This is a genomic window from Variovorax sp. KK3, assembly GCF_001984055.1.
Classification (GTDB): Bacteria; Pseudomonadota; Gammaproteobacteria; order Burkholderiales; family Burkholderiaceae_C; genus Variovorax.
This window is the reverse complement of record NZ_LYVO01000060.1, coordinates 23689-44303: the sequence shown is the minus strand read 5'-3', so window position 1 is coordinate 44303 and position 20615 is coordinate 23689. Positions and strand designations below refer to the sequence as shown.

At 69.0% G+C, this 20615-nt stretch carries 22 protein-coding genes; 10 read left to right on the top strand and 12 right to left on the bottom strand.

Annotated features, from left to right (window positions below; all coding sequences use genetic code 11):
- Positions 1–117: 117 nt before the first annotated feature.
- A complete protein-coding gene (locus B0W80_RS24315) occupies positions 118–1647 on the bottom strand; it encodes a DUF4331 domain-containing protein (protein ID WP_083745599.1) in 1530 nt (509 codons plus the stop codon).
- Between the two features lie 180 nt (positions 1648–1827).
- On the opposite strand from B0W80_RS24315, the gene B0W80_RS24310 reads away from it, so the two are divergent.
- Positions 1828–2259 carry a CopG family ribbon-helix-helix protein gene (locus B0W80_RS24310; RefSeq protein WP_077001730.1) on the top strand — a complete coding sequence of 144 codons (432 nt, stop codon included), beginning with the start codon at positions 1828–1830 and terminating at the stop codon, positions 2257–2259.
- Here B0W80_RS24310 and B0W80_RS24305 read toward each other — a convergent pair.
- Genes B0W80_RS24305 through B0W80_RS24285 form a run of 5 tightly spaced genes read right to left on the bottom strand, consistent with a single transcriptional unit; the run spans position 2256 to position 7409 of the window.
- Entirely contained in the window at positions 2256–3119 is an 864-nt protein-coding gene (locus B0W80_RS24305) for a CoA ester lyase (protein WP_077001729.1), read from the bottom strand. The genes B0W80_RS24310 and B0W80_RS24305 overlap by 4 nt on opposite strands.
- A gap of 18 nt (positions 3120–3137) precedes the next feature.
- Positions 3138–4136: a tripartite tricarboxylate transporter substrate-binding protein gene (locus B0W80_RS24300; RefSeq protein ID WP_083745598.1), complete on the bottom strand. Its 999-nt coding sequence runs from the start codon at positions 4134–4136 to the stop codon at positions 3138–3140.
- A 32-nt stretch (positions 4137–4168) separates the two neighbouring features.
- The gene (locus tag B0W80_RS24295) at positions 4169–5347 is read right to left on the bottom strand and encodes a CaiB/BaiF CoA-transferase family protein (protein ID WP_077001728.1); all 1179 of its coding nucleotides are present in this window, start codon (positions 5345–5347) and stop codon (positions 4169–4171) included.
- 16 nt (positions 5348–5363) lie between these two features.
- A complete protein-coding gene (locus B0W80_RS24290) occupies positions 5364–6524 on the bottom strand; it encodes an acyl-CoA dehydrogenase family protein (RefSeq protein ID WP_077001727.1) in 1161 nt (386 codons plus the stop codon).
- Positions 6525–6557: 33 nt separating this feature from the next.
- On the bottom strand, positions 6558–7409 hold the full coding sequence (locus tag B0W80_RS24285; RefSeq protein WP_077001726.1) for a MaoC family dehydratase N-terminal domain-containing protein: 852 nt from the start codon (positions 7407–7409) through the stop codon (positions 6558–6560).
- A gap of 134 nt (positions 7410–7543) precedes the next feature.
- Here B0W80_RS24285 and B0W80_RS24280 point away from each other — a divergent pair, with 134 nt between their 5' ends.
- Positions 7544–8500 (top strand): LysR substrate-binding domain-containing protein, encoded by a 957-nt coding sequence (locus tag B0W80_RS24280; protein WP_077001725.1) that lies wholly within the window; start codon positions 7544–7546, stop codon positions 8498–8500.
- Here the strand turns inward: B0W80_RS24280 and B0W80_RS24275 are convergent.
- Complete coding sequence (locus tag B0W80_RS24275) at positions 8497–8730, bottom strand: hypothetical protein (protein WP_077001724.1); 234 nt, start codon at positions 8728–8730, stop codon at positions 8497–8499. The two genes, B0W80_RS24280 and B0W80_RS24275, sit on opposite strands and share 4 nt — an antisense overlap.
- A 176-nt stretch (positions 8731–8906) precedes the next feature.
- Positions 8907–9659, bottom strand: a complete 753-nt coding sequence (locus B0W80_RS24270; protein WP_077001723.1) for an SDR family NAD(P)-dependent oxidoreductase — start codon at positions 9657–9659, stop codon at positions 8907–8909.
- Between the two features lie 241 nt (positions 9660–9900).
- On the opposite strand from B0W80_RS24270, the gene B0W80_RS24265 reads away from it, so the two are divergent.
- Positions 9901–10704 carry a 2-keto-4-pentenoate hydratase gene (locus B0W80_RS24265; RefSeq protein ID WP_077001722.1) on the top strand — a complete coding sequence of 268 codons (804 nt, stop codon included), beginning with the start codon at positions 9901–9903 and terminating at the stop codon, positions 10702–10704.
- A gap of 15 nt (positions 10705–10719) precedes the next feature.
- Here the strand turns inward: B0W80_RS24265 and B0W80_RS24260 are convergent, their stop codons facing one another.
- Positions 10720–11637, bottom strand: a complete 918-nt coding sequence (locus B0W80_RS24260) for a LysR family transcriptional regulator (RefSeq protein ID WP_179107013.1) — start codon at positions 11635–11637, stop codon at positions 10720–10722.
- Between the two features lie 153 nt (positions 11638–11790).
- On the opposite strand from B0W80_RS24260, the gene B0W80_RS24255 reads away from it, so the two are divergent.
- From B0W80_RS24255 to B0W80_RS24225, 7 genes are all read left to right on the top strand, one after another.
- On the top strand, positions 11791–12357 hold the full coding sequence (locus B0W80_RS24255) for a cupin domain-containing protein (RefSeq protein WP_077001720.1): 567 nt from the start codon (positions 11791–11793) through the stop codon (positions 12355–12357).
- 1 nt (position 12358) lies between these two features.
- Positions 12359–12955 carry a cupin domain-containing protein gene (locus tag B0W80_RS24250; protein ID WP_083745596.1) on the top strand — a complete coding sequence of 199 codons (597 nt, stop codon included), beginning with the start codon at positions 12359–12361 and terminating at the stop codon, positions 12953–12955.
- The gene (locus B0W80_RS24245; RefSeq protein ID WP_077001719.1) at positions 12952–13935 is read left to right on the top strand and encodes an NAD(P)H-quinone oxidoreductase; all 984 of its coding nucleotides are present in this window, start codon (positions 12952–12954) and stop codon (positions 13933–13935) included. The genes B0W80_RS24250 and B0W80_RS24245 overlap by 4 nt, the downstream gene beginning before the upstream one ends.
- Before the next feature lie 37 nt (positions 13936–13972).
- On the top strand, positions 13973–14755 hold the full coding sequence (locus tag B0W80_RS24240; RefSeq protein ID WP_077001718.1) for an SDR family oxidoreductase: 783 nt from the start codon (positions 13973–13975) through the stop codon (positions 14753–14755).
- Between the two features lie 61 nt (positions 14756–14816).
- On the top strand, positions 14817–15794 hold the full coding sequence (locus tag B0W80_RS24235; RefSeq protein WP_179107012.1) for a tripartite tricarboxylate transporter substrate binding protein: 978 nt from the start codon (positions 14817–14819) through the stop codon (positions 15792–15794).
- A 64-nt stretch (positions 15795–15858) separates the two neighbouring features.
- Complete coding sequence (locus B0W80_RS24230) at positions 15859–16407, top strand: VOC family protein (RefSeq protein WP_077001717.1); 549 nt, start codon at positions 15859–15861, stop codon at positions 16405–16407.
- A gap of 40 nt (positions 16408–16447) precedes the next feature.
- Positions 16448–17425: a tripartite tricarboxylate transporter substrate binding protein gene (locus B0W80_RS24225; protein WP_077001716.1), complete on the top strand. Its 978-nt coding sequence runs from the start codon at positions 16448–16450 to the stop codon at positions 17423–17425.
- Between the two features lie 37 nt (positions 17426–17462).
- Here B0W80_RS24225 and B0W80_RS24220 read toward each other — a convergent pair whose 3' ends face one another.
- Genes B0W80_RS24220 through B0W80_RS24210 form a run of 3 tightly spaced genes read right to left on the bottom strand, consistent with a single transcriptional unit; the run spans position 17463 to position 20594 of the window.
- Positions 17463–18494: a phosphotransferase family protein gene (locus B0W80_RS24220; protein WP_256856677.1), complete on the bottom strand. Its 1032-nt coding sequence runs from the start codon at positions 18492–18494 to the stop codon at positions 17463–17465.
- A gap of 40 nt (positions 18495–18534) precedes the next feature.
- A complete protein-coding gene (locus tag B0W80_RS24215) occupies positions 18535–19335 on the bottom strand; it encodes an enoyl-CoA hydratase/isomerase family protein (protein WP_077001715.1) in 801 nt (266 codons plus the stop codon).
- Positions 19336–19346: 11 nt separating this feature from the next.
- Positions 19347–20594 carry an acyl-CoA dehydrogenase family protein gene (locus tag B0W80_RS24210; RefSeq protein WP_077001714.1) on the bottom strand — a complete coding sequence of 416 codons (1248 nt, stop codon included), beginning with the start codon at positions 20592–20594 and terminating at the stop codon, positions 19347–19349.
- Positions 20595–20615 lie beyond the last annotated feature (21 nt).

The window sequence follows — 20615 nt, the reverse complement described above, 5'->3', positions numbered from 1 at the left end:
ACCTCACCACGCCGATCTCCGGCAACTTCAACCCGCCCGCCGCAACCCGCCAGGACCAGGGCGCCCACCAGAGCGGCAATCAACCGCCCTTTCTTCGATGCTTTCATGAGATTAGCCTCAAGGATAGGTGGTGCCGGCGACGGCGGGCGGGTTGAAGTTGCCGGAGATCGGCGTGGTGAGGTACGGGAACGCCGTGCCGTAATTGGCCGCCGTCTTTCGCACGCCATCCGTCAGCGCCAGGCCGCCAGCCGGTGCGTCCGACGGCTTGCAGCCCACCTGCAGTGCATCGCCCGTGCCGGTCAGCACGCACAAGGCACCCATCGCCACGCGCAGCGACAGGTCGACCACGTCGTCGCCGGGTCGACGACCATTCGGGAAGCCGGCCTTGTCGCCGCCGGCGACACCCAGCGGGTTCTGCGCAGCAGGGGCCGCGACCGGCGTCGACGTGTTGAGCCGCAGCATCTCGGCCGGCACCACGTTGGCGGGCTGGTTCACACCGGCGATGCCTTTCAGGAACACGGTCAGCAGGTCGGTGCGCGGGAAGTTGGTCGGCGCCTTGGCACTCGGGAACAGCTTCTCGATGACCGCCGGCAGCACCGGGTTGGTGACGTAGTCGGCGAACTTGGTCACGTCGTCCTTGGGCTTGGAGGCGTTGAAGCGATCCTTGTCGTCGATGCCGATCACGACTTCGTTGACGAGCGGCATGCCCAGGCGCGACACCTGCACCCACGGGCCGCCTTCGAGCGAGGCCTTGTTCAGGCCGGTGCCCGGCGAGCCGTTGATCAGGCGGCCCTGACGAACGCTGGCCGTGGTGAAGGCGCCGATCACCGGCTCGTTGTTCGCGGTGAGGCAGGCGATCGGCAGCTCCATCGCGAGCGTGCTGACGTTCTTGCTTTCCAGGTCGTTGTTGTTGCCGCCGGTCTCCGGCCCGAGCGGGTTCAGGTTGAACAGGTCGAAGGTCTTGCCGACCGCGATGTAGAACGGTTCCTTGCGCTGGCCGACGAACACGCGGCCCGGCGTCTGGCAGCCGGGGATGTTGACCGAATAGACGTGCTGCGCGGCGTAGGCTGCATAGGCGGCTTGGCTGCCGAAGACCTTGTCGCCGATGTTGTCCACCGGCTTGTCGAACTGGGCCTGCCCGTTGGTCGCGTTGACGACGGACGCCTTGTTGCCGCCGCGGCGCGTGCCCCGCACCACGTCGACGGTGAAGGTCTCGCGCACGTTCAGCGCGGGGTCGTTCACCGCGGCGATCGGGCCGCTGTTGATCAGCGGGATCTTCACCGACTTGCCGCCGACCGTCAGGGCCGTGGCCTTCGACGTGTTCTTGAAGCGGAACTGGAAGGTGATGTCTTCGGCGCCATCGCCGTTGTTGTCGATGTGGATCTCGTACTGCGCGTTCGGGTTGAACATATAGAAGTTCGGCCCGCCCTGCGGATCCTGGAACGGCAGGTAATTGGCCAGGATGGTCACGAAGTCCTGCCGGCCCGTCTCATAACTTCGGAACATGTACAGATCGGTCGCGTCGAGCTGGGGCATCCCGGCGATGAAAGGGGCCTCGCGGTGGCTGGACGCCAGGGCGGCGCCGCACATCAGCTGGAGCGCCACGGCCGCGCAGGCGGCAACGGCGGTGGGTTTGAAAGGTTGCATGGTCAGCCTCGGCAGTGGAATGGTTGTAATGGCCGCCCACACATTAGGTTTCGCCCCCGTCGCGATCGGTAGGACGAAGCAGATGAAAGGTCTTACTCAACTTACAGCTTGTTCATACCGGAAGCCGAATCCGCTGGGGCACCGGCGGCGTACCAGCCGCAGACCCCCAGAAAGAGACCCATGAGTCGCGTGACCATTTCGCTAGAACCCCACCTGGCCCGCCAGCTCGACCAGCTCGTGCTGGACGGCGGCTACACCAACCGCTCGGCCGCCGTGCGCGAGATGATCCGCTTCGCGCTGGATCGGGCCGATCTTCGAGGCCGGTCGGTGCTGCCCGACGAAAGCCCGTGCGTGGCCCACGTGGGCTTTCTGTGCACGCACAGCGAGCCGTCGGTGGCGACGCGCCTCGTGCGCCTGCTGAACGACAACCGCATCCTGGTCAAAAGCAGCAGCCGCGTGCCGCTGGACGGAGACCACTTCCTCGAAATGGTCGTGCTGGCGGGCGCCGCGAGCCACGTCAGGGCCTGCGCCGACGAGATCGCCGGCCTGAAGGGCGCCGACCAGCAGGTGCGGCCGTCGGTCGCGATGCGTGCTTACATGACGGACGCCTAGCGTCCCGGCTCCGCGCCGGGCTTCCTGCCGAGCCGCGCCAGGGTCCGCCGCGCCTGCAGCACCACGGGCAGGTCCACCATCCGGCCGTCGAGCTGCACCGCGGCGCCGCCCGAAGCCGCGTCGGCAGCGACCACCCGTTCGGCCCACGCCGCTTCGTCGTCGGTGGGCAGCAGGGCCGCATGCACCACGGCCACCTGCCGCGGGTGGATGCACAGCTTGGCGCCGAAGCCCAGGCCGAGCGCGCGGCGCGTGTCCGCGCGCAGCAATGCATCGTCGTCGATGGCCACGGTGACGCCATCGACGGCCGGTGCGAGCCCGTGCAGCCTCGTGGCGATGGCGACGGCGAAGCGCAGGGGCAGCAGCTCGGGTTCGCCTTCCGTGCACCGGATGCCGGTGTCGGCCATGAAATCGATGTGGCCGACCACCAGGCGCAGCACCTGCGGCGCGCCGGCGATGGCATCGACGCCCGCGTAGCCAGCCGCGCTTTCGACGAGCGGCAGCAGCGCCGTGCCGGGCAGCCTGGCCGCCACCTGCGACAGGCTCAGCGCCGATTCGGCCTTGGGCACCATCACGGCCGCGGGTGCACCCAGCCCTGCCAGCCATTCGAGGTCTTGCCGGCCCGATGCGCCGTCGGCGGGATTGATGCGCAGCACGAGCGGTACGTGCTGCTGCGTGAGCGCGCTCCAGTGCCCAGCGATGGCCTCGCGCGCCGCGGCCTTGGCGGCGGCCGGCACGCTGTCTTCGAGGTCGACCACGATCGCATCGGCGCCGCTCTGCAAGGCTTTGTCGAAGCGCTCGGGGCGATTGCCGGGCACGAACAGGAAGCTGCGCGCGGCGGCGAGTTCGGCGGTGTCGGTCATGCTTTGCGCTCCAGCCCGTCAGTCGGCGAACTGCCCGGCGGCCTTGATCACGGGCTCGTAGCGCGCGGACTCCTGCTGCAGCCAGCTCTGCAGGCCGGCCGGCGTCAGCTTGGCGTCGGGCGGAACGATCGCGCCCAGCTCGGCGAGCCGCTGCGCGACCGCGGGGTCTTTCAGGGCCGTCCTGAGCGCGGCGCCGAACTTGTCGACGGCTTCCTTCGGCGTGCCCTTCGGCGCATAGATGCCGTGCCACACCACGACCTGGAAGTCCTTCAGGCCCTGCTCCGCGAGCGTCGGCGTGTCGGGCAGCGTCTTGAGGCGCGACGCGGTGGTGACGCCGTAGAGCTTGATCGACCCGGCCTTGATGTAGGGCGTGGTCGACGTGGTCTGGTCGCAGAGCAGGTCGACCTGGCCTGCCAGCAGCGCGTTCATGGCGGGGCCGGTGCCCTGGTAGGGCACCGTCGTCATCGACACGCCCATCGCCTGGCGCAGCAGCACGCCGCACAGGTGCGACACCGCGCCCAGGCCGGCATGGGCCAGGTTGATCTTGTCGCCGTTCGCCTTCGCGTAGGCCATGAGTTCCTTGAAATCCTTGGCCGGCAGGTCCTTGCGCCCGACCACGGTCATCGGCACGTCGATGACCTGGCTGACGTAGTCGAAGTCGGCCAGCGGCTTGTAGTTGAGCTTTCGGTAGAGCGCCGGCGCGGTGGCCATGCCGTTGTGGTGGATCAGGAATGTGTAGCCGTCGGGCGTGGCCCGTGCGGTGTAGGCGGCGGCGATGGTGCCGCCCGCACCGGTCTTGTTCTCCACCACCACGGTCTGGCCGAGCGTCCGGGTCATGGCCGCGCCCAGGGTTCGTGCCACCACGTCGGTCGGGCCGCCGGCGGCGAACGGGACCACCAGCGTGATCGGCTTGGTGGGGTAGGCCTGGGACCAGGCCGTGCTCGCCGTACAGGCCAGGGCCCATCCTGCCATGGTGAAGAAGGCCGTCTTCCACTTCAGGTTCTGGTTCGGTGCCATGTCAGGTGTCTCCGGTTCGTGAATGTCGAATGTCAGATGGCGCCCGCACTGCGCATGGACGCGATGTCCTCGCGCGTCCAGCCCAGCCCCTGCAGGATGGCGTCGGTGTTCTCGCCGAGCCCTGGCACGGCATCCATGCGCGGCGCGTAGGCCTCGGTGGTGCCCGGCGGCAGCAGCGCCGGGATGGGGCCGCCGGGCGTGGCGACCTCGGTCCAGCGTCCCCGCGCTTTCAGCTGCGGGTGGTTCCAGACATCGTGCATGTCGTTGACGCTGGCGTTGGCGATCTGTGCGGCCTCCAGGCGCTCGACGACCTGCGCCATGGTCATCGAGGCGAAGGCTTGCACGATGACTGCGCGGAGTTCGCCGCGGTGGGCCACGCGTCTGGTGTTGGATGCAAAGCGCTCGTCGGCCGCCAGCGCCGGCCGCTCGAGTACCGACTTGCAGAAGGCGCCCCACTCGCGCTCGTTCTGCAGGCCGAGCATCACCGTGCCGTCGCTGGCCGGGAAGGGGCCGTAAGGGTAGATCGTGGCGTGGGCGGCGCCCGCGCGGGGCGGCGGCGCCGCGCCTTCGAACGCGTAGTACATCGGAAAACCCATCCACTCGACCATGCTCTCGAGCATCGACACGTCGATGCGGCTGCCCTTGCCGGTCTTGCCGCGCTGCAGCAGTGCGGCCAGGATGCTCGAGTACGCGTACATGCCGGCGGAGATGTCGGCGATGGAGCAGCCGGCCTTGGCGGGCTCCGCGTCCGAGCCGGTGACGGACAGGAAGCCCGACTCGCTCTGGATCAGCAGGTCGTAGGCCTTCTTGTCGCGGTAAGGCCCGTCGTCGCCGTAGCCCGAGATGTCGCACACGATGAGCCTGGGGTGCTTCTCGTGCAGCGCCTCGAAGGACAAGCCCAGCCGCGCGGCCGCGCCGGGCGCCAGGTTCTGCACCAGCACGTCCGCGTCTTCCAGCAGCCGGGCCAGCACCGGCCGCGCCGCGGGATGCTTGACGTCCAGCGTCAGGCTTTCCTTCGAACGGTTGGTCCAGACGAAGTGCGAGGCCATGCCCTGCACCCGCTCGTCGTAGGCACGTGCGAAGTCGCCGACGCCGGGCCGCTCGACCTTGATCACGCGGGCGCCGAGGTCCGCCAGCTGCCGGGTGCAGAACGGAGCGGCGATGGCGTGCTCCAGCGTGACGACGGTCACGCCATCCAGGGGTCGTGTCATGAAAGAACCTCGCGGGTCAGAAGGAGCGCGGCAGGCCGAGGATGTGCTCGGCCACGTAGGCATAGATCAGGTTGGTGCTGATCGGCGCGACCTGGTAGAGCCGCGTTTCGCGGAACTTGCGCTCGATGTCGTATTCGTTCGCGAAGCCGAAGCCGCCGTGGGTCTGCATGCAGACGTTGGCCGCCTCCCAGCTGGCCTTGGCCGCGAGGTACTTCGCCATGTTGGCCTGCGCGCCGCAGTCCTGGTGGGCGTCGTAACGGCGGGCCGCCTCGAAGCGCATCAGGTTGGCGGCCTCCACCTCGATGAAGGCATCGGCGATGGGAAACTGCACGCCCTGGTTCTTGCCGATCGGGCGGTCGAACACGATGCGCTCGTTGGCGTACTTGCGGGCCCGCTCGATGAACCAGTAGCCGTCGCCGATGCATTCGGCCGCGATCAGCGTGCGCTCGGCGTTGAGCCCGTCGAGGATGTACTTGAAGCCCCGGCCCTCCTCGCCGATCAGGTTCTCTTCGGGGATCTCGAGGTTTTCGAAGAACAGCTCGTTGGTCTCGTGGTTGACCAGGTTCGGAATGGGCCGCACGGTCAGGCCGTTGCCGATGGCCTGCTTCAGGTCGACGATGAAGATCGACATGCCTTCGGACTTCTTCCTGACCTCGGCCAGCGGCGTGGTGCGTGCCAGCAGGATCATCAAATCGGAATGCTGAACGCGCGAGATCCAGACCTTCTGGCCGTTGACGACGTAGCGGCCTTCCTTTTTGACCGCGGTGGTCTTGATCTTGGTGGTGTCGGTGCCGGTGGTGGGCTCGGTCACCGCCATCGACTGGATGCGCAGCTTGCCGGCCGCGATGCCGGGCAGGTACTTCTCCTTCTGCGCCTTGCTGCCGTTGCGCAGCAGCGTGCCCATGTTGTACATCTGGCCATGCACGGCGCCGGCATTGCCGCCCGAGCGGTTGATCTCTTCCATGATCACGCTGGCCGCGCCCAGGCCGAGCCCGGTGCCGCCATGTTCCTCGGGGATCATCGCGGCCAGCCAGCCGGCTTCCATCAGTGCGTCGACGAACTTCTCGGGGTAGGCCTTCTGCTCGTCGACCTTGCGGAAGTATTCGTCGGGGAATTGGCGGCACATGCCGCGCACGGCATCGCGGATTTCCTGGTAGTCGTCGGGTTCGTTGAACATCGGTGTCCTTGATCTGCGTGGATTCGTGGGGGTTCAGTGCAACTGCGCCATGGCTTCCATCGCCAGGTGGCCGCTCGGCGTGCGAGCCCAGAGCTTGACCGTCTCGGCATCCTCCCGCCGGCCGCAGACGGTGAACGGCGCGATATCGAAGATCGGCTGCACGGCGCGGAACGAGAAGGACTTCACCGTCGCCTCGGGCAACTGGCGCCGCAGCAGGTCGAGCAGCAGCGTGGCGATGAGCGGGCCATGCACGATGAGGCCCGGGTAGCCCTCGACCTCGGTCACGTACTTGCGGTCGTAGTGGATGCGGTGGCCGTTGAAGGTGAGCGCGGAATAGCGGAACAGCAGCACGTCGTCGGGCACGATCTCGCGCGTCCATTCGGCATCGGCCGGCGCGGCCTGCAGGGCGGGCACGGGGTCGCCGGGCTTCGGGTTGTCGCGGTAGACGATGTCGTGCCGCTCCACGATGGCCAGTTCACCGTCGGCCCGGATCTCGTGGTCGACGTTGACGAAGACCAGCGGGCCGGTGCGGCCTTCCTTCATCCGCACGTCGGCGATGCGCGAGCTGCGCGCGACGGCCTGGCCGACCCTCAGCGGCGCCTTGAACTGCAGCTGGCTCCCGGCCCACATGCGGCGCGGCAGCGGCACCGGCGGCAGGAAGCCACCGCGCTTCGGGTGGCCGTCGGGCCCGATCTCGGATTGGCGGTGGATCGGCAGGAAGTAGAGCCAGTGCCAGCAAGGCGGCAGGCTGTCGTCGGCCGCCAACGGCGGATCGTCGCGGTCGAGCGTGGCCGTGAGCGCGTGCAGCGGAACGGGCGTCACCACGTCGTCGACGCGGGCGGTCTGGCCGATCCACGTGCGCAGGTGCTCGATGTCGAGGGTCATGAAGGTGTCTCCTGGAAACGCGATTCTGGGCTGCCCGCCGATATAACGGAAATACCGAATGCGGCTACCGGCTATCGCGATTTCGCATAGCCACGCCCATAATGCGTCGACCCAGACCGTATTGGCCCGACGCCATGGAACTGCGACAACTCCGTTACTTCATCGGCGCCAGCGAGGCCGGCAGCCTGCTCAAGGCCTCGGCCAAGCTGCACGTGGCCCAGCCGGCGCTGAGCCACCAGATCGCCGCGCTCGAAAGCGAGATCGGCACGCAGCTCTTCGACCGGTCGAGCCGCGGCATCACGTTGACCGAGGCGGGCAAGGTGTTCCTCGACCATGCCCGGGTGGTGCTGGCCGACCTGGAACGCGCCCGCACGGCCGTGCAGGACTACGGCTCCGTGCCGCGCGGCGAGGTCGCGATCGGCTTCACCACCACCGTGGCGCTGACGGCCACCATGCCCGTGCTCGCCGCATGCCGGGCGCAGCTGCCCGAAGTGCGGCTGAAGATCGTCGAGGCCTACAGCGGCTTCCTGCGCGAATGGCTGCAGTCGGGCCGGCTCGACCTGGCGCTCATGTACGGCGACGAGCCCGAGCCCGGACTCGCCAAGCGCGCGCTGCTCGACGACAGGCTCGTGCTGGTGTCGGGCGCGGCGAGCGGGAAGATGCCGAAGAAGCTCGCGCTGACGGCGCTGGCCGGCCGCCCGCTGTTGATTCCCGGCCGCGACCACGGCCTGCGGCGCATCATCGACGAGGCCTGCGCGCCGCTGAACCTGCAGCTGAACGTGGTGGCCGAGATCGAATCGCTCGGCATCGTCAAGCGCGTCGTGGAAGCGGGCATCGGCGAAACCATCCTGCCGCTGGGCGCCGTCGCCGAGGAAGTGGCCGCGGGCCGCCTGCGCACGGCCGTGATCGACAGCCCCGCCATGCTCAGGCGCGTGGTCTGCAGCACCAACGCGACACGGCCGGACAGCCTGGCGAAAGCGGCCGTCGGCGCGCTGCTGCAGGACGTGCTGCGGCAGATGGTCGCCTTGGGCGCCTGGCCCGCCCGATGGGTCGGTCCGCCCGCTTCGCGCCCCGGGCGGCGCGGCAACTAGGCGGGTTGCGCCACCAGGTCGCGCTGCACTTCGAGCAGCATCGAGCACCTGATCAGGCCGATGCGGTCGATCGCCTCGGCGATGGTCACGCCCATGGCGGCCAGCCACTCGGGGCGGTTCAGCACCAGGGCGGCGGCCAGGCGTTCTCCGCTGGACAGGGTGTCGAGCCCTTCCTCGCGGGCGGCCCGGCATTTCTGGAGCAGGTGGCGGTACTCGGTGTCACTTCGCATAAGTCGCAGCGCACGGGGGCGGGTGGGTGGTGTTGGAATCCGGCCGCTCGCGCAGCCGTCTTGGGTGTCCGAATTCTCACGCAAATGAATGCTTTGGTTTGCACGAAAGGATATTGAAACGCCAAGAACTTCACAGCCGCCATCCGACGAAAGTCATAGCCCGACGAACGGGCCGCTCAATACGTCGCCCGCCCACCCGACAGATCGAACACCGCCCCGGTGCTGAATGCGCAGTCTTCCGTCGCCAGCCAGGCGATCATGGCGGCGGCCTCGTCGACGCCGAGGAAGCGGCCCATGGGGATCTTCGACAGCATGAAGTCGATGTGCTCCTGCTTCATCGAATCGAAGATCGGCGTCCTGGCCGCGCCGGGCGTCACCGCATTGACCAGCACGCCGGTGCGCGACAGCTCCTTGCCCAGCGACTTGGTGAAGCCGATCACGCCGGCCTTGGATGCGCTGTAGTGCGAGGCGTTCGGATTGCCCTCCTTGCCGGCCACCGAGGCGATGTTGACGATGCGGCCGTAGCCCTGGCGCACCATGTGCGGCGCCACCGCGCGGCAGGCCAGGTAGGTGCCGACCAGGTTGACCTCGATGACGCGGCGCCACACCTGCGGGTCGAGTTCCAGCGTGGGGCCGTTGCCGCCGGTGATGCCGGCGCTGTTGACGAGGATGTCGATTCGCCCGTGCGCCTCGACGGCCTCGGCCACGGCCGACGCGCTGGCCTTGTCGTCGGTCACGTCGACCACGGCCGTGCGCACTTCGCCCAGCGGCACCAGGCCGCGGCGGGCCGTCGCCAGCTGCGCGGCATTCGTGTCCCAGAGCACCACGGTGGCTCCCGACTGCAGCATGCGCTGCGCGACCGCAAGGCCGATGCCCTGTGCGCCGCCGGTGACGATGGCGACGCGGCCTTTCATGTCGAGCCGGTTCATGCGGACGCCCCTTCGAGCGGGCCAGGAGGGAAGAGCGAGACGAGTTCGATCATGAGAAAGCGCATGCGCAGCTGTGTTGAGGAGCCGCTACCGTAAGTTCGCGCAGGCGCCCGGGCAATCGGCCGCGCGTGATGCCGCCATCCGCGGCAACGATGGCGGAATCGCGCGGCGCGCATTGCCGCTCGCACGGCGGACTGATGGAATGCGAAGCCTTCGACACCCCCTCAACGAACGGCCCTGCATGTCATCCCCGAATCACGATCCTTCCCATGTTCTCGCCCAGGCGCTCCTCGACGCCACGGACAGCCGCGAGCCTTGCGAACCGCTGAGGCTGAAAGCCGAAAGCCTCGGCTGGCCAGCCGACGAAGCCAACGCCTATGCGGTGCAGCGCCAGGTGCGCGCGCGCCGCGTGGCCGGCGGCGATCGCACCATCGGCCGCAAGATCGGGCTCACCGCGGCGTCGGTTCGCAAGCAGCTCGGCGTGTTCCAGCCCGACTACGGCTACCTGTGGCGCTCGACGGCCTACGGCGACGGCGCCACCGTGCCCTTGTCCGACTACATCCATCCCAAGCTCGAAGCCGAAGTGGCAATCGTGCTCGGCAAGGACATCGTCGAAGCCGAGCCGTCCCTGGTCGACCTGATCGACGCCACCGCCTACGCGCTGCCGGCGCTCGAGATCGTCGACAGCCGCGTGCGCGGCTGGGACATCCGCCTGTTCGACACCGTGGCCGACAACGCCTCGGCCGCCGGCTTCGTGCTCGGTGCCGACCCGCGGCGGCTCGACCAGCTGTCGCTGCGCGACGCGCGCATGACGATGTCGCGCGGCGGTGACAGGGTGTCCACCGGTGCCGGCCACGAGTGCCTGGGCCATCCGCTCAACGCCGCGCTGTGGCTCGCGCGGCAGGCCGCGCGCTGCGGCGAACCGCTGCGCCAGGGCGACATCGTGCTGACCGGCGCGCTCGGGCCGATGGTCGCCATCGCGCGAGGTGATCGGTTCGAAGCCTCCATCGAGGGCCTGGGCCGCATCTCGGTCGACTTCGCCTGAGCGCCCGCAGGGCTTTCAGAGGCTGCGGCCGACGTCCTGCACGAGGCCGCGCAGCCAGCGATGCGCGTGGTTCTCGTGCATGCGCTCGTGCCAGATGGCGCGCACCGGCAACGAGGGCAACTCGAAGGGCAGCGGCAGCACCTGCAGCGGCAGCGATTGCGCGAAGCTCTCGGCCACCCGCAGCGGCATGGTGGCGAGCAGGTCGGTGCGTGCCAGGATGCGCGGCATCACGCCGAAGGTCGGCACCTGCACGCAGCTTCGCCGCTGGATGCCCAGCAGCGGCAAGGCGCGCTCGAGCATCACTTCGATCGACGACACCATCTCGGGCGGCGAGCCGAAGTAGACGTGGTCGGCCGCGGCATAGTCGTCGAGCGACAGGCCGCCCTGGATGCTCGAGTGGTGCTTGCTGGCCACACAGCACAGCGTCTCCTGCACCACCACCGTCTGGTAGAGCCCGTCGGCGATGTCGTGAAAGAAGCCGATCACCAGGTCGGTCTCGCTGTTGGCCAGCGACTCGCGGATGCGGGCGGGCTGCGGCGACGCCACCTTGACGAGCACGTGCGGCGCCTGCGCGCGCACGCGTTCGATCAGGCCGGGCAGGATCATCAGGCCGAAGTAGTCGCTGCCCATCAGGTTGAAGGTCATCGACGACGTGGCCGCGTCGAAGGGCCCGCGCCGCGCCATCGCGAAGTCGATCTCGTTGAGCGCGCGCCGCGCGGCGCCGGCGATCTCGGCCGCGTTCTCCGACAGCTGCATGCCCGACGGCGTGCGCACGAGGATCGGGTCGTCGAACACGGTGCGCAGGCGCGCCAGCGCCGTGCTCATCCCCGACTGGCTCATGCCCAGGCGGTCGGCGGCGCGCGTCACGTGGCGCTCGGTGACGAGCGCGTCGAGGCAGCGCAAGAGGTGCAGGTCGATGTCGGGGGTCGGCATGGGGTCGTTGAAAGTCGCGTGCATTGCACCGTACCCCCAAGCATGCGTCATCGGTGATCACCCGCGCCGATGGCGCCATCGGCCTCTGCCCATGGCGCATTGCATCGGCGCGGCTGAGACTTGGGCCACACCACCACTTCCCGACCGAGTTCCATGAAGACCATTCCCGTGACCCCCGCGCAGATGGAAAGCCGCATCGCGCGCTTTGCCGACCTCAAGCCGCAGAAAGGCGAGTACGAGAAGCGCGGCATTCCGCAGGCCGCCTTCGAGATGCTGGCTGCCAAGACCATCTACATGCTGATGTCCCCGCCCGGCGACAAGGGCATGACCGCCGCGGCGCCCGTGGTGGGCGCGCCCGGCCTGGCGGTGAGCATCGTCAAGTGCCCGCCCGGCAACGGGCCCCTGCTGCACGCCCACATGGACACGCACGAGACCTTCATGGCGCTCACCGGCCAATGGGAAGTGCGCTGGGGCGACGACGCGGAGCACGCCACGCTGCTGCAGCCTTTCGACCTGATCGCCGTGCCGGCCGGCACCGGGCGCCAGTTCATCAACAAGGCGAACGACGACGCGCTGCTGCTGGTGCTGGTGCAGGGCGCCGAAGCGCTCAACGACATCTACTACGCGCCCGCCGTCGGGCAGCAGATCGAGCAGCGCTTCGGCGCGGAGGCGAAGCAGGCCTTCGAGCGCATCGGCTTCAGCTTCGAGATGGGGGTCTGAAGTGGACAAGCCGTGGATCGAACGCCCGCGCCGCATCGTGACCGGGCACGATGCCCAGGGACGCTCCGTCATCGTGAGCGACGGTGACGCACCCGTGATGGTGCAGGCCGATCACGCGCCGAGCATGGGCATGGCGGAGATCTGGCGCTGCGACGGGCTGCCGCCTTCGAACGCCGGCAATGCCGACGGCGCCCTGCTGCCCTTCTCGCTGGCGCCGGCCACCGATGGCGTGATCTGCCGCGTGGTGCATTTCCCACCGGACCGCGAGCTGAACTGGTCCGCCGACGACGCCAACGCCACCTTCGCGCAGTTCGGCGGCGGAGAAGTCATGGCCAACGAAGGCACGCGCCATGCGGCATTCCACCGCACGCAGACGCTGGACTTCGCGGTCGTCCTCGAGGGCGAGATCGTCGCCATGATGGACGTGGGCGAAACTTTGATGAAGCCCGGCGACATCCTCGTGCAGCGCGGCACGCGCCATGCATGGGCCAACCGGTCGGCCAGGCCGTGCCGCGTCTGCTTCGTGGCGGTCAGTGCAGAGCCGCTGCCACGCGGCAACCCGGGCACGGCGGCGCTCGAACGGGCAGGTGCCGCATGAAGGCCGTCTGCATCGAACAGGTCGACGGCCAGGCCGAACTCGTCATGCGCGAGTTGCCGCGCCCGGTGCCGCGCGACGGCGAGCTTCTCGTGCGCGTGCACGCCGCCGGCGTCAACTTCGCCGACCTCTACCGGGCCGCCCGCCACTTCGGCAGCGGCGGCGATACCTCGGCGGCCATCGCAGGGCTGGAGATGGCCGGCGAAGTCGTGGGCACCGGCGACGGCGTGCGCGGCTTCGCGGTCGGCGACCGCGTGATGGGCATGGCTGCGGGCGCGTATGCCGAGTACTGCTGCATCCACCACCGGCTCGCGATGCCGGTGCCCGAAGGCATGTCGTGGACCGATGCGGCCGCCACCTCGGCCACCTTCTGCACCGCGCACGATGCGCTGGTGACCAACGGCGAGCTGGCCGAAGGCGAAACCGTGCTGGTGCAGGCCGCGAGTTCGGGCGTCGGCATCGCGGCCATCCAGGTCGCCAAGCTGCTGGGCGCGGGCCGTGTCATCGGCACCTCGACCTCGGCGCACAAGCTGGAGCGGCTGGCCGCGCTCGGCCTGGAACACGGCATCGACAGCAAGGCCACCGACTTCGCCGAGGCCGTGCTCTCGCTGACCGGCGGGCATGGCGCCGACGTCGTGATCGAGAACATCGGCGGCGACACGCTGCCCGGCGACATCCGCTGCGCCGCCGTACGGGCGCGCATCGTCAACGTCGGCCGCCTGGGCCGATGGACCGGCGAACTCGACCTGGACGAGCACTCGCGCAAGCGCATTCGCCTGATCGGCGTGAGCTTCCGCTCGCGCAGCGTCGACGAGCATGCGGAGCTGGTGAAGAAGGCCGGCGACTTCCTGCTGCCGGCCTTCGCGCAGGGGCTTCTGCGGCCTGTCGTCGACACGGTGTTCGGCCTGGACGACGCCGCGCAGGCGCAGGCGCACATGAAGGCCGGCAAGCATTTCGGAAAGCTGGTGCTCCGTGTCGACTGAGGCCGCGCCGATGAAACAGGACGACAGGAGACCGCCGATGACATCGTTGCAAGGAAGGACTGCGCTCATCTCGGGTGGCGCACGCGGCATCGGGGCAGCCACCGTCAGGGCGCTGCGGCGCGAGGGCTGCGCCGTGGCCATCGGCGACCTGCCCGGCGTGGGCGGCGAGGCGTTGGCCGAGGAGATCGGCGGCGAGTTCCTCGCGCTCGACGTCACGCAAGAGGCGCACTGGAAGGCGGCCGTCGCGTCGCTGACACGGGGGCCGCGCAGCCTGGACATCCTGGTCAATGCCGCTGGCATCGAAGGCGACGTCGTGGCCGGCACGCTGGAGAAGACGACGCTCGCCGAATGGCGTCGCGTGCTCGCGGTCAACCTCGACGGCACCTTCCTGGGCTGCCGCGAGGTGATGCCCGTGATGACCGCGGCGGGCCGCGGCGCCATCGTCAATCTATCGTCGGTGGGCGCGTACTACCCGACCACCCAGGGCGTGGCCTACGGCGCCAGCAAGGGCGCGGTGACGCAGCTCACCAAGTCCGTCGCGCTGGCCGGTGGGCAGGACGGCCGGCGTGTGCGCTGCAACTCGGTCCACCCCGGGATGATCGCGACCCGCATGCTGACCAGCATCACCACGCAGCTCGGCGCGCGCGCCTCCGAGAGCGCCAGCGACGCGGTAGGCGACTCCGTGCGGCGCATGCCGCTCGGCGCGCCCGGTGCGCCGGAAGACGTGGCCGGGCTGATCGCCTTCCTCGTCTCGGACGCGGCGTCGTACATCACCGGCTCGGAGTTCTCGGTGGATGGCGGATGGCAGTTGCTGCGCTGAACGCATGCCGGCACCCACCGGCATCTCACCGACTTGCAGCACACAAGGACATGGAGACAACATGAAGAAGATCGATCGGCGCACCGCGCTCGCCTGGGCCGCCGCGGCGGCGCTCGCGCCCGGCGCGTCCCTGGCCGCGCAAGACGCCTACCCGGCACGGCCCATCAAGATGGTCGTGCCGTTCCCGGCCGGCAATGCGCTGGACGTGGTGGGCCGCATCCTGGCCGCCGCCCTCTCCTCCGAGTTGGGCCAGCAGGTCGTCGTGGAAACGCGTACGGGCGCCACCGGCCACATCGGCGGCGAAGCAGTCGCGCGTGCGGCGCCCGATGGCTACACGCTGCTGTTCGCGGCCAGCAGCTCGATGGCCGTCAGCCCGCACCTGATGCGCCTGAACTACCGCCCGCTGGAAGACCTGGTTCCCGTCGCGCTGGTGGTGACGGTCGTCAACATGGTGGTGGTCCACAAAGACCTGCCCGTGCGATCCATCGCCGAGCTGGTGGCCTATGCCAAGGCCAACCCGGGCAAGCTGTCGTACGGCTCCTACGGGCTCGGCAGCAACCTGCATCTGGCGGGCGAAATGCTGGGCTCGATGGCGGGAGTGAACATCGTCCACGTGCCCTACAGCGCCGCGCAACTCGTCCCGGACCTGCTGGCAGGACGCATCCAGGTGCAGATCGCGAACATCCCGGAGGTCGAGCAGCACATCAAGGAAGGCACGCTGCGTGCCTTGGCCGTGACCGGCCCGACGCGCCTGTCGGAGTTTCCCGATCTGCCCACGGTGGCCGAAACCTTGCCCGGCTACAACGTCGGTGCGTGGGGCATGATGCTCGCGCCCGCGAAGACGCCGCCGGACATCGTGCGCAAGCTCAACGACGCCTGCGTTCGCCTGCTGGGCCGCGCCGAGGTGCAGGCCAGCATGGCCAGGCAGCGCTTCGTGGCCGCGCCGCGCGACGTGGCGCAGACGGCCGGTTTCCTGCGGACCGAATCGGACCGTTGGGCCCGTGTTGTGCGCGAGGCCAAGGTGCCGATGCTCAACTGAACGCTCGCCGACACCTTCCTCATCGACACGAAGCAAACCCTTTCAACCCAACGATCGAACCACCATGAGCGCACTCTTCGGTCCCATCCGCCAGATGGGCTACGTCGTTCCCGACATTCACGCCGCCATGCGGCACTGGACCGAGGTGCTGCGCGTCGGCCCCTTCTTCCATTTGCCGGAGACGCAGATCATCGACTTCCGCTACCGCGGCAAGCCATCGGACATGCGCATCAGCGCCGGCTTCGCGCAGTGCGGCCCGGTGCAGATCGAACTGATCCAGCAGCTCAACGATGCGCCCTCGATGTACCGCGACTTCACGGCGGCCGGCCACACCGGCCTGCAGCACATCGCGTTCTGGGTCGATGAGCAAGGCTTCGACGACATGCTCGCCAAGGCCGAGACGGCCGGCTTCCGCGTGGCGATGTCCGGCGCATCGGTCGAGCCGGCAGGCCGCCTCGTCTACTTCGAACAGGAGGCACACCCGGGCACCGTTGTCGAGCTGTCATGCCTCACCGCCGCCAAGCGCAAGGTGTTCGACATGGTGGCCGATGCCGCGGTGGACTGGGACGGGCGCGACCCCATTCGCACCATCACGCTCGGCGGCCACCGCTGACGCGCCGGACACGACAACACATTCAAACTGGAGACATTCGATGAGCACCCCATTTCAGCGGCATCGCCGCGCAGCCGTCGGCGCGCTGGCCCTTCTCGTTGCCACCGGTGCGTGGTCGCAGCCGATCGCCAACGATCGGCCGATCAAGCTGGTGATTCCCTTCGCGGCCGGCGGTGCCGTCGACGTGCTGGGGCGCATCCTGGCCACCGGGCTGGCCAGCGAACTGGGCCAGCCGGTGGTGGTCGACAACCGCACGGGCGCGACCGGGCACATCGGCGGCGAGGCGGTGGCCAAGGCCCCGCCCGACGGCCAGACCCTGCTGCTGACGGCCAGCAGCGCGCAGGTGGTGAGCTCGCAGCTGCTCAAGCTCAACTACAGGCCCATGGAAGACCTGGTGCCGGTGTCGCTGGTGACCACGGTGCCCAACGTGATGGTGGTGAGCAAGGAGCTGCCCGTCACCACCGTGAGCGAATTGATCGCCTACATCAAGGCCCACCCGGGGCAGGTGTCCTTCGCCTCGCACGGCCTCGGCAGCAACTCGCACCTGGCCGGCGAGATGTTCGCCGCGATGGCCGGCGTGGAGCTGACGCACGTGCCCTACAGCTCGCCGCAGATGATCCCCGACCTGCTCTCGGGCCGCGTGCAGCTGCTGCTGGGCAACGTGACCGAGGTGGAGCAGCACGCCAAATCGGGCGCGCTCCGGATGATCGCCTTCACCGGCACCGAGCGGCTGCCCGAGTTTCCGCAGGTGCCGACCGTGGCCGAGACCCTGCCGGGATTCTCGGTGGCGTCGTGGGGCATGTTGATGGCGCCCGCGAAGACGCCGCAGGCCGTTCTGGTGCGCCTCAACACCGCTACCGGCAAGGTGCTCGCGCGGCCCGACGTGCGCGAGGCCTTCGCCAAGCAGCGCTTCGCGGTCGCGCCGCTCGGGCTGCCGCAGACGCGCGTGTTTCTCGACACCGAGGCGCAGCGCTGGGCGCGCGTGATCCGAGATGCGAAGGTGCCGATGCTCAACTGATGTCGGACCCGGCGGCCCGCACCTTCGCACCACCGCACTACCCCTCGGCGGCAACAATCTCCGCGCCGTAGCGGGCGAACCGCGACGACAGCCCGCCCACCGCCACCGCGTCATCCGCCGCGGCATTGCCGGCCCGCGCGCGCGCCTTGATGCCTTCGAGGATCACCGCGAAGCGGAACATCGAGAAGGCATGGTGGAAGGGCTGCACCTCGTCGCGTCGCCCGCTCGCTTGCTGGTACACGCGCAAGTACTCGCGCTCGCCGGGCAGCTGCAAGGCCTGCAGATCCAGGCCGCGCACGCCCTCGAAGACGTCCGGCGCCGTGCGCCACGGCAAGGTGCTGTAGGCCACGTCCGCGAGCGGATGGCCGAGGGTCGACAGCTCCCAGTCGAGCACCGCGATCACGCGCGGCTGCGTCCGATGGAACATCAGATTGCCGAGCCGGAAGTCGCCGTGCGCGATGGTGGTCTCGTCGCCCGGCGGGATGTGCGCGGGCAGCCATTCGATCAGCCGGTCGACGTCCGCGTTCTCCGCGGTGTTCGAGGCCTGCCATTGACGGGTCCAGCGCGAGATCTGGCGCGTGAAATAGGCGCCTGGCTTGCCGTAGTCGCCCAGGCCCGCCGCGGCCCAATCGACGGCATGCAGCCGCGCCAGTGTCTCGGCCATGGCGAACAGATAGGCGCTTCGTTCGCCGGGAGCGATGTCGGGCAGCGCGTAGTCGCTCATCACACGCCCTTGCAGCCGCTCCATCACGTAGAAAGGCGTGCCGATCACCTCGCGGTCGTCGCAATAGAAAAGCGCTTGCGGCACCGGCACGTCGGTCGGTGCGAGCGCGCGCAGGATGCGGTATTCGCGGTCGACGGCATGCGCGGACTTGAGCAGCTCGCCCGCGGGCTGCTTGCGCAGCACGAGCTGCGGGCCGCGCTCGAAGCTCACGAAGAAGGTCGGGTTCGACTGGCCACCGCCGATGCGATCGAGCCGCATCGCGCCTTGCAGCTCCGGCATCTGCTCGCGCAGCCATGCGCGCAGCGCGCCGGGTTCGAAGCCTGCTTCCGCGTTCACGTTGTCCACGGCCGCTCGACGATGTTCAGGTTCGCCATGTCACCGCCCGTCACTGCCCGCTGAAGCGAGCGGGCCGCTTGGCGAGGAACGCACACGCGCCCTCGGCGAAGTCGCTGGTCGCGGCGCAGGCGCGAAAGCCCTCGGCCTCGGCCTCCAGTTGATCGGAAAGCGTCGACGCCATCGAGGCACGCATGAGCCGGCGAATGCGGCCGAACGCGCGCGTGGGGCCGGATACGAGGCGTTCGACCAGCTTGCGGCTTTCCGCCTCGAGTTCCGCCGGCGGCAACACGCGGTTGCACAGCCCGAGGCGCAGCGCCTCGTCGGAAGACACGGTGTCGGAGAGCAGCGCGAGTTCCAGCGCCTTGCGCAGGCCCACGAGCCGCGGCAACGACCACGAGGTGGAGCAGTCGCAGCTCGCGCCGATCAGCGGATAGGCCACCGAGAAGCGCGTGCCCTCGGCCGCGATGACGAGGTCCGACGCGCCGAGCATCACGCCCAGGCCCGCCCCCGCCACCGCGCCGTGCACGCTCGCGACGACCGGTGCATCGAGCCCGGCCAGCGCCTGCAGGCCGCCGTGCATGCCTGCGATCAACCGGTCGGCCACGGGCACGGGGTCGGCCGCCATCGATGCGATGTCGCCACCGGCCATGAAGGCGCGGCCTTCCGCCGACATCCACACCACGCGCACCGCCGGGTCGCCCGCGATGTCCTCGCACGCTGCGCCGAAGGCCGTGGCCATGTCGACGTCGATGGCGTTCAACGCCTGCGGCCGGTTGAAGCGCAGATGCGCGATGCCGCCTTCGCGCCAGTGCAGCACGCTGCCCTCGCTCGGCTTGTCGGGGTAGGCCATGATGGATGCGCCTATGCCTTGCGCAGGTAGACGGCGGTCGAACCCGGGCGCTCCTTCGCGCGCGCGAGTTCGTGGCGCGCGATCGTGCGCAGGTGCACTTCATCGGGCCCGTCGAAGAAGCGCATGGCGCGGCCCCACGACCAGAGGTACGACAGCGGCGTGTCGGGCGTGATGCCCATCGCGCCGAACACCTGGATGGCGCGGTCCACCACGCGGGTCTGCAACTGGGCCGCCACCAGCTTGATCGCCGAGACGTCGATGTGGGCCGACTTGTTGCCCAGCGTGTCCATCTTCCACGCGGCCTGCAGCACCAGGAGCCGGGCCTGGTCGATCTCGACGCGCGAATGGGCGATCCAGTCCTGCACGTTCGCGAAGTCGGCGAGGTTCTTGCCGAAGGCCCGGCGCGCGAGCGCGCGGTCGCACATCAGCTCGAGCGCGAGTTCGCATTGCCCGATGGTGCGCATGCAGTGATGTACGCGGCCCGGACCGAGCCGCGCCTGGGCCAGCGCGAAGCCGGCGTTCTCTTCCCCCACCAGGTTGGCCAGCGGCACGCGCACGCCGGTGAACGCGACTTCGCAGTGACCTTCTGGCGCATGGTGATGCATGATCGGCACGTTGCGCACCACCTGCACGCCGGGCGTGTCCAGCGGCACCAGCACCATCGAATGGCGTTGATGCTTGGGTGCATCGCCCTCGTGGTTCGTCACGCCCATCACGATCGCCAGCTTGCAGCTGGGATGCATCGCGCCGGTGGTGAACCACTTGCGGCCGTCGATGACCCATTCGTCGCCGTCGCGCCGGATCGTGGTCGCGATGTTGGTCGCGTCCGACGAAGCCACGTCCGGCTCGGTCATCGCGAAGCAGGACCGGATGCGCCCGTCCATCAGCGGCACCAGCCATCGGTCGCGTTGCGCGGGCGTGGCGAACAGGTGCAGCAGCTCCATGTTGCCGGTGTCCGGCGCGTTGCAGTTGAACACTTCGGATGCCCATGGGATGCGCCCCATGATCTCGGCGAGCGGCGCGTACTCCATGTTGCTCAGGCGCGTGCCGGGCTCGTCCTCGCGCAGGCCGGGCAGGAAGAGGTTCCACAGCCCTTCGGCGCGCGCCTTCGCCTTCAGCGGCTCGACCACCTCCGTGGGAAAGCGCCCCTCCGCGGCGATGCGCTCGAACGCCGCGTTGTGCGGCAGGATCTCATCGTCGAGAAAGCTGCGCATCCTGCGCTGCAGTTGCTGGACGTGCTCGGGAAACTGGAAGTGCAAGGGGTGTCCTCGTGTGCGTTT

Excerpts from the sequence above, each read along its gene's own strand:
- B0W80_RS24300 (WP_083745598.1), bottom strand. The coding sequence starts at position 4,136 with ATGGCACCGAACCAGAACCTGAAGTGGAAGACGGCCTTCTTCACCATG.
- B0W80_RS24290 (WP_077001727.1), bottom strand. The coding sequence starts at position 6,524 with ATGTTCAACGAACCCGACGACTACCAGGAAATCCGCGATGCCGTGCGC.
- B0W80_RS24285 (WP_077001726.1), bottom strand. The coding sequence starts at position 7,409 with ATGACCCTCGACATCGAGCACCTGCGCACGTGGATCGGCCAGACCGCC.
- B0W80_RS24260 (WP_179107013.1), bottom strand. The coding sequence starts at position 11,637 with ATGCCGACCCCCGACATCGACCTGCACCTCTTGCGCTGCCTCGACGCG.
- B0W80_RS24280 (WP_077001725.1), top strand. The coding sequence starts at position 7,544 with ATGGAACTGCGACAACTCCGTTACTTCATCGGCGCCAGCGAGGCCGGC.
- B0W80_RS24230 (WP_077001717.1), top strand. The coding sequence starts at position 15,859 with ATGAGCGCACTCTTCGGTCCCATCCGCCAGATGGGCTACGTCGTTCCC.
- B0W80_RS24295 (WP_077001728.1), bottom strand. The coding sequence starts at position 5,347 with ATGACACGACCCCTGGATGGCGTGACCGTCGTCACGCTGGAGCACGCC.
- B0W80_RS24215 (WP_077001715.1), bottom strand. The coding sequence starts at position 19,335 with ATGGCCTACCCCGACAAGCCGAGCGAGGGCAGCGTGCTGCACTGGCGC.
- B0W80_RS24275 (WP_077001724.1), bottom strand. The coding sequence starts at position 8,730 with ATGCGAAGTGACACCGAGTACCGCCACCTGCTCCAGAAATGCCGGGCC.
- B0W80_RS24305 (WP_077001729.1), bottom strand. The coding sequence starts at position 3,119 with ATGACCGACACCGCCGAACTCGCCGCCGCGCGCAGCTTCCTGTTCGTG.
- B0W80_RS24270 (WP_077001723.1), bottom strand. The coding sequence starts at position 9,659 with ATGAACCGGCTCGACATGAAAGGCCGCGTCGCCATCGTCACCGGCGGC.
- B0W80_RS24245 (WP_077001719.1), top strand. The coding sequence starts at position 12,952 with ATGAAGGCCGTCTGCATCGAACAGGTCGACGGCCAGGCCGAACTCGTC.
- B0W80_RS24240 (WP_077001718.1), top strand. The coding sequence starts at position 13,973 with ATGACATCGTTGCAAGGAAGGACTGCGCTCATCTCGGGTGGCGCACGC.
- B0W80_RS24255 (WP_077001720.1), top strand. The coding sequence starts at position 11,791 with ATGAAGACCATTCCCGTGACCCCCGCGCAGATGGAAAGCCGCATCGCG.
- B0W80_RS24225 (WP_077001716.1), top strand. The coding sequence starts at position 16,448 with ATGAGCACCCCATTTCAGCGGCATCGCCGCGCAGCCGTCGGCGCGCTG.
- B0W80_RS24235 (WP_179107012.1), top strand. The coding sequence starts at position 14,817 with ATGAAGAAGATCGATCGGCGCACCGCGCTCGCCTGGGCCGCCGCGGCG.
- B0W80_RS24265 (WP_077001722.1), top strand. The coding sequence starts at position 9,901 with ATGTCATCCCCGAATCACGATCCTTCCCATGTTCTCGCCCAGGCGCTC.
- B0W80_RS24315 (WP_083745599.1), bottom strand. The coding sequence starts at position 1,647 with ATGCAACCTTTCAAACCCACCGCCGTTGCCGCCTGCGCGGCCGTGGCG.
- B0W80_RS24310 (WP_077001730.1), top strand. The coding sequence starts at position 1,828 with ATGAGTCGCGTGACCATTTCGCTAGAACCCCACCTGGCCCGCCAGCTC.